A 12253-nucleotide genomic window follows, 5' to 3' on the forward strand; every position below is an offset into this window, starting at 1 on the left:
GGGAATTGGGAGTGTCATCCGGTAAATCCGCTGCGGGTCGCGCGGTCGGTCGCGTGATCGGTCGCGGTGATGCCAGCGGGGTTCGACCTGAGCCCGGGGGCTGGGTGGTCCGAGGGCGGGTCATCCGGATCGCCCGCCGGCTGATGCCGACGCGCACCTCGAACTCGGTGCCGACAGCATCGGTCAGGGTCACGGACAGTCAGCGAACCCGGCGACCTCACGACGCAGCGCGACATCGTGCTGCGTCGTGAGCGCGCGTTGGTGTTCGTGGCCTCACGAGTACTTCGCGACACAGGCCTAACAGACCTAACGGGTGCGCCGGGCAGTCGAGCAGTCCCACGGTGCTCGTCAGCCTGCCAGGCCGTCGTGTCGGTCGCTCGGAGACCGTTGCTGTTGGCATCGGCTAGTGGGGCTCTGCAGGCGCCTGTCCGGGGGTTGGCATGCGGTGTGTGCCGGTGGGGTCGACGTGGAACCGGAATCCGTGGGGTGTGGTCCATTGCAGCGTCTTGTGGTCGATGCGGCGGACGTCCCAGCCGGGGGCGTGGGTCTTCACCCGGTGGGGGTAGCGACCCAACGGCGCGAGATTTGTGGTCGAGGTCTGTCCCGGTGGACCGAGCGGGTCGTAGGGCCGCAGGTGGTCGAGGTCCATGGAGCGGCGGGTCTCTTGGGTGCCGAACGGGAAGACCTCGACGGGGTGGATGAGTTTGACGCGTTCACGGATCCGGTCGGGGATCTCGTAGGCGTCCACACTCACCGCATCGTTCAGATCAATCACGGGCTTGACGGTGTAGGGGCCGTACCCGACCAGCTCGGTGAGTTGCTCGGCGAGCATCGGGCCCAGGGTCTCGGCCCGCAGCACCCCGGTGCCGGTGTCGAGGGTGAGGTCGGTGAGGTGCACATAGACCTCGGTCTGCCCGGGCCGCACCCGCACACCGCCACTGCCACCACTGCCGCCCGCGCCGGTGGTGTGGGGGTGGGATTGGTTGGCGTAGGCGTCGTGTTTGATCTGGGCCAGGCGCGCGTTCAGTACCCGCTCGGCGGCGGCGTCCATGGGCTCGCAGTCGGGGTCGATGTGGAGGTGCGGGTCGCGTAGGTCGAAGGGTTCGACCGGGTCTCTGCCGGCTGTGTCGAGTGGGTCGGGGACCTCGGCCTCGTCGTCCCAGGCCGGCTCATCCCACCCAGTCGCTGGGTCGTGGAGCAGGCCATCGAGCAGGTCGTCATCAACCCACGACCCAGCCGAGCGTGTACCAGGATCCTGGGCGACACGTGCACGTCCGGCGGGGGTGTCATCGGCCGGAGCCTGAACCGAGGCGGCCCTACCCGAGGCCGGATTGTTCGGCGCGACGCTGTCCGGGGTGTCGGTGCTGTCTGGATCCGGGTTGGTGAGGCGGTAGGTGCGGGCTTGGGTGAGGAGTTCTTCGGTGAAACGGGGGTCGGCGATGATGCCGACCGCCTCCGCACGGCGGGTCTGGACCCGCCGCGTGTCGCCGAAGATCTTCAACGCGTCCGCGATCGCGGCCAGGGTCGCGTCGTTGCGGGCGACCGCGCCCGCGGCGGCCTTGATGACCATGGTTTTGGTGCCGTGCTCGTTCGACTGCCCGACGAACACACCGCGCTCGCGGGCCTTCTCGGCCGCTTCGGCGCGGGCCTGGTCGAGGTCGACATGCATCCGGGCGGCCTTGATGATCCTGTCGAGCCGGGCCGGGGTGATCGAGTCCACCAGTCCCGCTACTGGCTTGTCGACGCGAGCGGCCGCTTCTTCGGACAGTTTCTTGCAGTCGGCGACGATCCGGCAGGCCTTCCACGGCGTCGCCTCACCGGACAGGACCCGGGCCCACAGGAACGGGAACCGGTGCCGCAGCGCCAGCGCCTGGCCGAGGTAGTCGGCTGCGACGTGGGGTGAGATGCCCAGCATGACGCCGAATTCGGCGATCGCGAACTCGAGGATCTCCGGGCAGCCGTCCCCGCCCAGCACGACCGCTCGTTCGCGCCCGTCGCAGGTACGGCGACCCGCGCGGCGACCCGGGTGGGCCGAGGGGTGGTAGCGGTCGGCGTAGGACAGGGCGTGTTGGAGGAGCCGGGCCTCGGCACGATACGCCGACGCGCGGAGCTCGGCGGCCGACTCCAGCAGGTCGGCCGTCGGCAACGCATCCAGATCTTCCTCGAACATGCGTTCGAGACTACGCCCCGACCATCCCTCGGCCAAATCGAGCAGACGCCGAGAACCCCTTATCCACAAGGGGAAACCTCACACCGCACACGCACCGGGAAACGGATAGGCTTCAGTTGAAGGATTGCCAGGTCCCGGCGAGTGGTTGCTGTCCGATGCCGGGCTTGGACCAGTCGCAGACGCCACCAGGGAAGATCGTTCGAAGCCGGCTCCACTGCGCGTCGGTGAAGCCCGGGTAGTCCGACCGGACCGGTGCGCGCAGCTTGCACTTGATGATGTCCGCGGCCACGCCGGCCCCCGCCACCTCGCGCGGGAATGAGGCCGACGGGAACAGTTGCTCGCACCGCGACGACGGATCCCGGTTCAGCGGCTCGGCGATGAAGCCTGACGGGCCACGGCAGCCCTCGACGAGCTCAGAGGGCCGCGCTGCAAGGATCTTCTCGATCCGCGGCCGCGCGGTGCCATCGGCGTGGAGGACAGTCAGCCAGCGGTCCATCGAGTCGATCGCGTGCTGCAGCAACGGGCTGTCCGTGCTGAACAGTCCGTAGCGCGCGTCCTCGAGCAGGCTCACCTGGTTCGCCGACGTGCCGTTCGCCTTCTCGAGCCGGGCTCGCACCGAGAACGTGTGGTAACGGACGTGGATGTCGCCGTACGACTGGGTGTCGAAGTACGCGCGGTAGTCGATGATCGGGACGTCCTTCAGGCCTCCCCCGCCGTTGGTCAGCCGCCCGGTGCGGTACGCCGTACGCACGGCCTGCGGGTCTGCGACAGTGCGCTTCGACACGAGATTCGCGTCCGCGTCGAAACCGCCGATGTGCTCGTTGAGGTCGAGGAACTGCGCCGGCGTGATCACGCCGGACTTCAGTACGCCGAGGCCGTACTGCACGCCGACGTTGTCCAACGGCCGCCGAACGAACCCGGTCGACGGATCCACGCCGTACGTGTTGATCGCGTGGTCGAACACGTCACACCGGACGCCGTGAGGGTTGGAAGCCGGGTCGTAGCGCTGCGCGGCCGGGACGAGGTCGCAGTTGCGGCGCGGGTCGATCCGGTTCGCGCTGACCGCCATACTCGGCAGCGTCGCGTACGTCGCGAACCCGGCCACCTTGCGTTTCTGTTCCTGGGTCCAGGCGAGGCTCGACTTGTCGAAGTACGAGTCCAGCAACCACGAGTCGCTGATGAACGAGATCGTGCCGAACCCGACCTCGGGGAACGAGCACCCGACGATGATCCCGTCGAAGATGCCCGGGTAGTTGTCGGTGATCTGATGCGCCTGGTACGAGCCGCCGGAGCACCCGAAACCGACGGTGAACGCAGGCTTGCCGTAGTGCTCGACGAAGAACTCCTTCGTCATCATCGCCGACTCTGCCGCGGTCAGATCGTTGCAGTTCTGACCGAAGACGTTCAGCGACGAGGACATCAACGCATACCCACGGCCCAGCAGGAACGGATCGATCACGCCGCCGGTCGTGGAGCCCGACCGGTGCCACCCGCCCGCGCAGCCGCCGCCGAGCGTGAAGATCGCCCGCCCGTTCCAGCTCGACGAGCGCCGCGCCGGCGTCGGCGTTGCCTCACGCAACGGATCGTGCAGCATCGTCGTCTGGACGACAGCCCGGTTCGCGCTCCCCGTCTCCATCCGGACGATGAACGGATCGCCCGCGTCCGTCTTGGCGAGATCAGCCGGGTACGACGTCGACCCGGCCGGCCATTTCACGAACGCGCCCGCGGTCGTCCGGTAGAAGTAGTCGACCCGCGGCTTGACCGTGCAGTCGGCGTCGAGCGGAGCGCCGAGCGTCCCGCCGATCACCGGGATCGTGAACTGAGCCGTCTCACACACGAACGGCTGCTCGTGCGGCCCCGAGAACACCGGCCCCTGGCGCGGATAGTTGCGCACGTCAAGCGTCGTCCGCCGTCCTCCGGCCTCGGCCCGCAGCACGTTCGATCCCAGCCGCAGGCCCCCGACCAGTCCGGTCAGACCGTCCTCGTCCTCGCTGAACACCGACGACACGTCCTTGCCGTTGAGCGTCACCCGGACGTGAGCGTCCGGTGCCTCGACATGGACGAGCGCGTCGCCGCCGGTGATCTTGTCCGGGCGGCCGGACAGGATCTCCAGCTTCACCTCCCGCGACGCCACGGCCGGAACCGCGGGCAGGACGAGCGCGCTGGCGAGCAGGACGACGGCCAGCCGAACTGGTCGGGAACCGATCACGAGTCCTCCTCCTAGTGGGCGGCCACCTCGTAGACGCGGGCGATATCAGGAGTCGTGCTGGACGGATCGGTGATCGTCAGCCGGATCTGGTCGATCGCCGCCGAGGTCACCGGGGTCGAGACCAGGGCGCGGGTGTTCGCGGTGTAGCTCCCGAGCTGGACCCAGCCCGCCGAGGTGTGGCCCTCGACTGTGAACGCGGTCAGAACGGTGCCGGTGGCAACATTCGGGTACCCGTACCCGCTGTAGACGTCCACCTGACTCACATCCTTGTAGGTCCCCAGATCCACTGTGAGCACCGGCGCCGTGTCACCCACCGCCGACATCCAGCGTCCGCTGTCCAGACACGACCCGTCAACCGCGTTCGGCGCGCCCGAGTTCGCGTCGTACGTCGAGGACGCGGTCACCGTCGCCCCGCGGGCGAGGTGATCGGAGCACGGTGAGACCGCCGGCGCACCGGCCAGCCAGTCGCGGATGAACGCCCCCTCGTACTCGCCCGACAACAGGCTCCAGTTCTTGTCGAACATGACCGGAGCCCAGAAGTTGTCGAACACCCAGCCGAGCCACCCGATCTGCGGACGCGCGTCCAGGTACTGCCGCAAGGGCAGTCCCCAGCCGGACGTCGTACCGGCGGTGACCTGGTTCGCCGACGGCGACGGGTCCCAGCCGAACTCCGTCAACACCACCGGCAAGGTCGCCGAGGCGTTGCCGAACTTCGGATCGAGACTGGCTGCGGTTGCCGGGCCTTGGTTCGGATAGAGGTGGTAGACGTACGCGATGTTGCCGCCGGTGATCGGGTCGGTCAGCGCGCCGTTGAGCCGCGTGCTCCAGGACGGGCTGCCCATCAGGATCACGTTCGACGCCACCGAGCGGATCGAGTCCACCACCGGCTGGATGTACGACTTCCAGGTGGCCCAGTTGTCCGGCGCGATCGGCTCGTTGAACACCTCGAACAACACGTTCGGGTTGTTCGCGTACCGCGGCGCGATGAAGTCCCAGAAGCCCTTCACGTCGGACTGCGGTACGGCGCCGGCCGCGTCGCCGTAGTTGCGGACCAGATGCAGGTCGATGATCACGTAGAGGCCCTTGGCAACGGCGTGGTCGACGTACGGCTTGATGTAGGTCGCGTCGTACGCGTTCAGGTCCTTGCCGATGGCCTCGGTGACGAGCAGGCGCAGCACCTTGGAGTTCCAGCCGTTCGAGACGGTCATGTCGATCAGGTCGTCGATCGGCTTGGAGTTGCAGTCGGTGCAGACGTCGTTCTGCTCGGGAGCGATGACGGACAGACCTTTGAGGGTCACGGCGGTCCCGGCGCTGTTCTTGATGCGATTGCCTTCGGTGTGCAGGGCGGACAGGGCGGTGGTGCTCGCCGTGGCATTCACCAGGGAGGCAGCGGAGAACACCAATGCGGTACACAGGGCGGCCAAAGACTTTCGGAGCGCATGATGGGGCACAGCATCATCCCTTTCAGTCGCGATGGGTGCGGATCTCCTCCGGCCAGGCGATCCGGGTGCCGAGGCCGTCGGTGAGGAGACGTTGGTAGTCGGCCAGATGAGTGGGATCGTTGCGGACCTTGCGTGGTGACAGGCCTTCGGTCAGGCAGAAGCTGACCAGTGCGCCAACCGCCTCGCCGATGCTCCATTCGACCGGGTGCAGGCGGTAGCAACCATTGGTGATGTGCGTCGTGCCGATGTTCTTGTTCGCGGGCAGCAGGTTGTCGACGCGGACCGGGATCAGCGCGCCGAGCGGGATCTGGAACGGGTACGCCTCGATGTCGACGTACGTCCGGCCCGCCGTGCTCGGATGCAGATCGATCCGGTACCGGCCGAGGCCGACGGCATCCGCGAACAGTTCGCTGCCCGCGCCGTCGGGCCGGGCCTCGACCCCGACGTGCTGCTCGAGCACGGTGAACTCGGCCTGGATGCGACGCGATTCCCGGATGTACGGCGCCTTGGCCAGGCCGTCCGCCGTACCGGTGACGTCCGGGCGCAACCGCAGCCCGGGATAGCCGCCCTCGGTCTGCATCCAGTAGAGAAAGGACAACGACAGGTCCCGGCTCGCGGCCGGCGCCTTCGCCGGGTCGGGCCCGCCGAGCAGCGGCTGTTCCCAGTAGTCGAGCTGCGGCCAGTTGACCACCGTGACGTCCGGGATCGCCTTGTCGACAAAGTTGCTGCTGGCAAGGATTTGTCGATAGCGCCAGAGCGAGAACGGCGCTCGCCGATCCGGATTCGCTTCGAGCAGCTTCCACTCACGCTGCTCCAGCGTCACCGGTACGACGTCGGTCCAGGACAGCTGCGACCCCGGCCAGAACGGCGCGACCGTGTCCCGCCAGTGCGCGTAGCCGGCCGGGCGGTCGATGGTGTGGTCCTCCCCCGCCCGGTGCTCGAGCGCGAAGCACCACGAGAACGCCTGCTGATCAAGGGGATTCGCCACCTCCGGCGCGTGCAGCTCACCGGTCTGATCGCGACCCTCCGCACCGATCACGTGCTCGACATTCGCGAGCTCGAGCAGGTCTCCGAGCTCGGTCGCGTCGACGACGTACGTCGCGGAGACCGCGAACTCGCCGCCGCTGCGCAGATCCTTGAACGTCACCGCCTCGATCTCGTCACCGTTGGCCTCGGCAACCATCGCCTCGTGCTCGAGGAACACCCGGAGCCGACCGGACGCGCGCCAGGGAGCGAGCATCTCCTCCAGGACCGCCGCAGCAACGCGGGGCTCGTGGCAGAACCGGCTGACGACACCGAGCCCCGGGTCGAGCAGCGGATTCGCAGCGGCTTCGGGCGTCAACGGGTAGTTGCGCCGGTAGTAGTCGCGGATCCGGCGGCGCAGTTCGGCGTACCCGCCGGCGGCGTACTGCTCGATCCACGGGTGCTCGTCGGGTGGCACCAGTTGGCTGGTCAGCTGGCCACCCAGCCAGTCGGTCGGCTCGGTCAGTACGACGCGGTGACCCAGCCGTACCGCGGTCAGCGCGGCCGCGACCCCTCCGAGTCCGCCGCCGACGACCAGGACATCCGTCTCGAGTTCCACCCGTTCACTCCTCTACTCGGGGCGCGGCGACGGTTTCGCCGGCCACCAGATCACAGGCCACCAGTTGGCTGACCGGTTCCGCGTCCGGGTTCTCGACCCGCGCCACCAGGGCGTCGATCGCGATCCGGCCGATCTCCTTGCGCGGGATGACCAGGCAGTCCCAGCGGTGACCGGGTTCGTCGCCGGATCCCTCCAGGACTGCGACGGACACGTCCGCCGGGATGCTCAGCCCACGTGCTGCCAGCCCGCTCCGCAACTGCTCGGCCAGCCCGATGTTCTCGGCGACCACCGCGGTCTCCGGTCCGGACGCCAGTTCGTCCAGCCACTCCTCGCTCAGCTCCGGTTCGCCGCGGTAGCCGGGCGAGCGGTCGTGCAGACCGAGCCGCTCGATCGCGTTGCGGTAGCCGGCCCGGCGATCGGCGTACGCCTCCTGCTCGATCCCGGAGCGCAGGTACGCGAAGTGCCGGTGACCGCGCTCGGCGAGCGATGAGACGAGGCTGTCGGCGGCCGACACGTAGTCCGGGATGATGCACGGGATCTCCGCGCCGGCGACCTCGCGGCGGCCGATGTGGACGAACAGATACCCGTCGTGCCACAGCCGGGCCAGCTCCTCGCGATCGGTCGCGGCACCGAGCAGCACGGTGCCGTCGGCGAGATTGAGGCGGTTCGTGCCGTCGCGGTAGATCCGGCGGCGGCCGTCGCTCGTCCCGGTCGAGGTGAACAGGACCAGGTCGTACCCGATCTCCTCGGCGCGCTCCTCGATCCCGAGCAGGAACTCGAAGTAGAAGTCCTCGCGGGCGTGCGGGAACACGGCCTCGAAGGTATGGACGCCGAGGAGCCGGTTGCGCTTGTTGCGGAGGTTGCGGGCGGCCGCGTTCGGGACATAGCCGAGCTCCTTGACCGCGGCCCGGATCCGATCCTGGGTCTCCTCCGGGATCCGGTCGATGTCACCGCTGACCACCCGGGACACGGCGGACTGGGAGACACCCGCAAGGCGGGCGACGTCGGACTGTCGTGGCGCTTTCATGCGTTCTCCTGCAACCAGCAGTGGGTCCATCGACCGTTGGGCAGTTCGGTCCGCGGCGGCGCTTCGGTCCGGCAGACATCCATCGCGAACGGACAGCGCGGGTGGAACCGGCACCCCGTCGGCGGGTCGATCAGGCTGGGCGGCTCGCCGAGACCCTCCGCACCGAACAGATCCGGCCGGTCCCTGCGCTCGGGATCGGGCGACGAGTCGATCAGCAACCGCGTGTACGGGTGCAGCGGATCGGCGATCACGTCCTCTTTCGGACCGCCTTCGACCATGCGTCCGGCGTACATCACGACGATGTCGTCGCACAGGTAGCGTGCGCTGGCGATGTCGTGCGTGATGTACAGCAGGGCCAGGCCGTCCTCGGTCCGCAACCGGTCGAGCAGGTTGAGCATCTCCAGCCGGATCGACACGTCCAGCATCGAGATCGGCTCGTCACCCAGCAGCACCTTCGGCTCGACCGCCAGCGCCCGCGCGATCACCACCCGCTGCCGCTGCCCGCCGGACAGCTCGTGCGGGAACTTGTCGAGGTACTGCTCGGCCGGCGTCAGGCTGACCCGCTCCAGCAGCTCGGTGACCTTCTGGTCCAGCTCGGCGCGAGTCCGTACGGCGTGGTGGAGCTTGACCGCTCGCTCCAGGTTGTACCGGACCCGATGCAGCGGGTTCAGCGAACCGAACGGGTCCTGGAAGATCAGCTGTACGTCGCTGTAGTACGACCGCGGCTTGCCCTTCACGGTCTCACCGTGCAGCCGGATCTCGCCCGACGTCGGCGGGTAGAACCGCGCCAGCAACCGCGCGAGCGTGGTCTTCCCACTCCCGCTCTCACCGACCAGCGCCACGATCCGGCCCGGCTGCAACGCGAGCGTCGCGTCCTCCACCGCACGAACCGTCGACCGGCCCGCGGGGAAATGCTTCGAGACCGCCCGGGCCTCGAGAACAGGTTGGCTCATAGCTGATCATCTCCCGACGGGTACAGCCGGCAGGCGACGGCGTGGTCCTCGATCGTCAGTAGTTCGGGTCGTTGCTCGTCGCAACCGTCGAAGCGGTCCACACAGCGCGGGTGGAACGGGCACCCGGGCGGTGGGTTGCGCAGGTCCGGCGGGCTGCCGGGGATGCCGCTCAGCTTGCGGAGCGGCGAGCGGAGTGGCGGGAACGAGTCGCGCAGGCCGCGCGTGTACGGGTGGCGGGGCTTGGTGTACAGCGACTCGGCGGTGCCGATCTCGACGATGCGGCCGCCGTACATGATCGCGATCCGGTCGGCGAGCTCCAGGAGCAGCGAGAGGTCGTGGGTGACGAAGACGACCGCGAACCCGAGCTCGCGGCGCAGACGCAGTACCTGGGCGAGGATCTGGCGTTGCATCACCACGTCGACGGCTGTCGTCGGCTCGTCCATCACGACCAGCTCGGGACCGCAGGCGAGCGCCAGGGCGATGCTGGCCCGTTGCCGCATGCCGCCGGACAGCTCGTGCGGGTAGCTGCGCACGCGGTCCGCCGAGATCCCGACCATCCCGAGCAGCTCGGCCGCGCGGTCCCAGGCAGCTTTCTTGCTGAGGGTCTTGTCATGAGCGCGCAGTACGTCGACGAACTGGGCGCCGACCCGCATCACCGGGTTGAGAGCGTCCATCGCGCTCTGCAGGACGATCGCGAGCGAGGTCCACCGCAGCGACCGCAGCTCGGTCGGCGCCAGGCCGACGAGGTCCGTCGGCTCGCCGTCGTGCGGGTGGAAGGTGATCCGGCCCGCCGTGGTGACGGCCGGAGGCCGTTGGAGCCTGGTCAGCGCGGTGATCAGCGTGGACTTCCCCGACCCCGACTCCCCTGCCACCCCGAGGATCTCGCCCCGGCGCAGCTCGAAGGTCACCTCGTCACACGCCCGCACGGGCCGGTCCCCGGTCACGTAGTCGACCGTGAGCCCCTCGACCGCGAGGACCGTCGTCCGCGTCCGCGGTTCCGTGATCGTCATGCTTCCACGGCCTTCCTGGCCCGGACGAGCACCGACCGGCGGGCCTGTCGCAGTTTCGGGTTGGACACTTCGTCGACGCCGAAGTTCACCAGCGTCGCCGCCGTACCGATCAGCGCGATACACAACCCGGGCGGCACGAACCACCACCACAGACCCCGCAGTACTGCGCTCTGCTGCTGCGCGGCCTGGATCATCGTGCCCCAGCTGATCGAGCCGGAGTCGGTGATGCCGAGGAACGCCAGCCCGGCCTCGGCCATCACGCCGCCGATCATCCCGTGCAGGAACATCGCCGAGATCCAGCCGGTCAGATGCGGGAGCACTTCGAAGAAGATCAGCCGCCGGTGCGGCTCGCCGACCATCCGCATCGCCAGCACGAAGTCGCGGCTGCTCAGGCTGAGCGACTGCGCCCGCAGCGTCCGCGCGCCACCCGACCAGCCGAACAGGCCGATGATCAGCGCGATCACGAACGGGCCGGTGCCTTGGACATACCCCGCGACGATCAGGATCAGCGGGAGGACCGGCATCACCAGGAACAGGTTGGTGAGGAAGTTCAGGCCGTTGTCGACGGCGCCGCCGAAGTACCCGGCCGGCACGCCGACCAGGATTGCGATCAGCGTGCCGATCGCCGCGGCCAGGATCCCGACCAGCATCGAACCGCGCGCGCCGGCGATCGTCTGTGCGAGCACGTCCTGGCCGAACTGCGTCGTACCGAAGAGGTGGTGCGCGCTGGGCGGCTGCGAGATCGCGCTGATGTCGTTCGCGCGCGGATCCAGCGGCAGGAGCGGGCCGACGATCGCGAGCAGCACGAAGAAGGCGAGCACGCCGAGACCGAAACGAACCTTCCAGCTCTTGAGCATGATCATCCCCTCGCCCGGATCCGTGGATCGAGCAGGACGTAGGCCAGGTCGGCGACCAGGTTGGCCAGCAGTACGGCGAGCGTGATCAGCAGGAAGACGCCCTGCATCATCGGGTAGTCGCGCTTCTGCAGCGACTCGTAGAGCAGGTAGCCGATGCCCGGATAGCTGAACACGATCTCGGTCAGCAGCGCACCGCCGACGACTCCGCCCAGCGCCATCGCGAACCCGGTGAAGCTCGGCAGCATCGCGTTGCGGGCGGCGTACCTGAACATCACCCGTTTAGGCGAGAGGCCCTTCGCCTGGGCGAGCAGAACGTAGTCCTCGCGGACCGTGGTGACGGTCATGTTCCGCATCCCGAGCAGCCAGCCGCCGAAGGCCGAGAACACGATCGTTGCTGCTGGCAACACTCCGTGATGCAGCACGCTGACGGCGTACGCGAGGCTGAAGCCCTGGGAAAGGTCGGCGTCGTACCCGCCGGACAGCGGCGTCCAGCCGAGGACGAAGCCGAAGATCCAGAGGGCGAGCAGGGCCACCCAGAAGTACGGGACGCTGCTCAGGAACGTGGTGAACGGGGTCAGGATCGCGTCGAGACGACTGCCGGCCTTCCAGCCGGCCACGACGCCGAGCAGGGTGCCGATCGCGAACGCGGTGACGGTCGTCGTACCGACGAGCAACAGCGTCCACGGCAGCGCCTGCCGGACCAGGTCGGCGACCGGGACCGGGAAGTTGACCACGGAGACGCCGAGGTCACCGTGGGACAGCTGGCGGAGGTAGTCGGCGAACTGCTGGGCCAGGTTGGCGTGCGGGTTGCCGAAGATCGCGCGGATCGACATCAGCGTCTCGGCCGGGACCTGCTGACCGCTGACCCGTTCGAGTTCCTCGACGATCGCCGACGACGGATCGCCGGGCATCAGCCTCGGGAGCAGGAAGTTCAGCCCGATCGCGGCGGCCGCGGCGGCCAGGTAGAAACCCAGCCGCCGGGCCAGGAAAGCCCACCGCATGG

General features: G+C 68.5%; 9 protein-coding genes. All 9 read right to left on the minus strand.

Annotated features, from left to right (window positions below; genetic code table 11):
- Window positions 1-403 precede the first annotated feature (403 nt).
- The 9 genes from OHA10_RS39700 to OHA10_RS39740 all read right to left on the minus strand — a co-directional run bounded on the left by OHA10_RS39700 (window position 404) and on the right by OHA10_RS39740 (window position 12251).
- Entirely contained in the window at window positions 404-2170 is a 1767-nt protein-coding gene (locus OHA10_RS39700; protein WP_371403935.1) for a hypothetical protein, read from the minus strand.
- Window positions 2171-2282: 112 nt separating this feature from the next.
- On the minus strand, window positions 2283-4379 hold the full coding sequence (locus OHA10_RS39705) for a DUF6351 family protein (RefSeq protein WP_371403936.1): 2097 nt from the start codon (window positions 4377-4379) through the stop codon (window positions 2283-2285).
- Between the two features lie 11 nt (window positions 4380-4390).
- Entirely contained in the window at window positions 4391-5758 is a 1368-nt protein-coding gene (locus tag OHA10_RS39710) for a cellulase family glycosylhydrolase (RefSeq protein ID WP_371403937.1), read from the minus strand.
- 85 nt (window positions 5759-5843) lie between these two features.
- The gene (locus tag OHA10_RS39715; RefSeq protein WP_371403938.1) at window positions 5844-7403 is read right to left on the minus strand and encodes an FAD-dependent oxidoreductase; all 1560 of its coding nucleotides are present in this window, start codon (window positions 7401-7403) and stop codon (window positions 5844-5846) included.
- A gap of 4 nt (window positions 7404-7407) precedes the next feature.
- Window positions 7408-8430 (minus strand): LacI family DNA-binding transcriptional regulator, encoded by a 1023-nt coding sequence (locus OHA10_RS39720; protein WP_371403939.1) that lies wholly within the window; start codon window positions 8428-8430, stop codon window positions 7408-7410.
- Window positions 8427-9383: an ABC transporter ATP-binding protein gene (locus OHA10_RS39725; RefSeq protein ID WP_371403940.1), complete on the minus strand. Its 957-nt coding sequence runs from the start codon at window positions 9381-9383 to the stop codon at window positions 8427-8429. The genes OHA10_RS39720 and OHA10_RS39725 overlap by 4 nt, the downstream gene beginning before the upstream one ends.
- On the minus strand, window positions 9380-10393 hold the full coding sequence (locus OHA10_RS39730) for an ABC transporter ATP-binding protein (RefSeq protein WP_371403941.1): 1014 nt from the start codon (window positions 10391-10393) through the stop codon (window positions 9380-9382). Before OHA10_RS39730 ends, OHA10_RS39725 begins: the two co-directional genes overlap by 4 nt.
- The gene (locus tag OHA10_RS39735; RefSeq protein WP_371403942.1) at window positions 10390-11250 is read right to left on the minus strand and encodes an ABC transporter permease; all 861 of its coding nucleotides are present in this window, start codon (window positions 11248-11250) and stop codon (window positions 10390-10392) included. Before OHA10_RS39735 ends, OHA10_RS39730 begins: the two co-directional genes overlap by 4 nt.
- A 2-nt stretch (window positions 11251-11252) precedes the next feature.
- Window positions 11253-12251 carry an ABC transporter permease gene (locus OHA10_RS39740; protein ID WP_371403943.1) on the minus strand — a complete coding sequence of 333 codons (999 nt, stop codon included), beginning with the start codon at window positions 12249-12251 and terminating at the stop codon, window positions 11253-11255.
- Window positions 12252-12253 lie beyond the last annotated feature (2 nt).

Source organism: Kribbella sp. NBC_00662, assembly GCF_041430295.1.
Taxonomy (GTDB): domain Bacteria; phylum Actinomycetota; class Actinomycetes; order Propionibacteriales; family Kribbellaceae; genus Kribbella.

What these genes read in the sequence shown, in the direction of transcription:
- OHA10_RS39720 (WP_371403939.1), bottom strand. Translation starts at nt 8,430, where the DNA reads ATGAAAGCGCCACGACAGTCCGACGTCGCCCGCCTTGCGGGTGTCTCC.
- OHA10_RS39740 (WP_371403943.1), bottom strand. Translation starts at nt 12,251, where the DNA reads ATGCGGTGGGCTTTCCTGGCCCGGCGGCTGGGTTTCTACCTGGCCGCC.
- OHA10_RS39700 (WP_371403935.1), bottom strand. Translation starts at nt 2,170, where the DNA reads ATGTTCGAGGAAGATCTGGATGCGTTGCCGACGGCCGACCTGCTGGAG.
- OHA10_RS39735 (WP_371403942.1), bottom strand. Translation starts at nt 11,250, where the DNA reads ATGCTCAAGAGCTGGAAGGTTCGTTTCGGTCTCGGCGTGCTCGCCTTC.
- OHA10_RS39730 (WP_371403941.1), bottom strand. Translation starts at nt 10,393, where the DNA reads ATGACGATCACGGAACCGCGGACGCGGACGACGGTCCTCGCGGTCGAG.
- OHA10_RS39725 (WP_371403940.1), bottom strand. Translation starts at nt 9,383, where the DNA reads ATGAGCCAACCTGTTCTCGAGGCCCGGGCGGTCTCGAAGCATTTCCCC.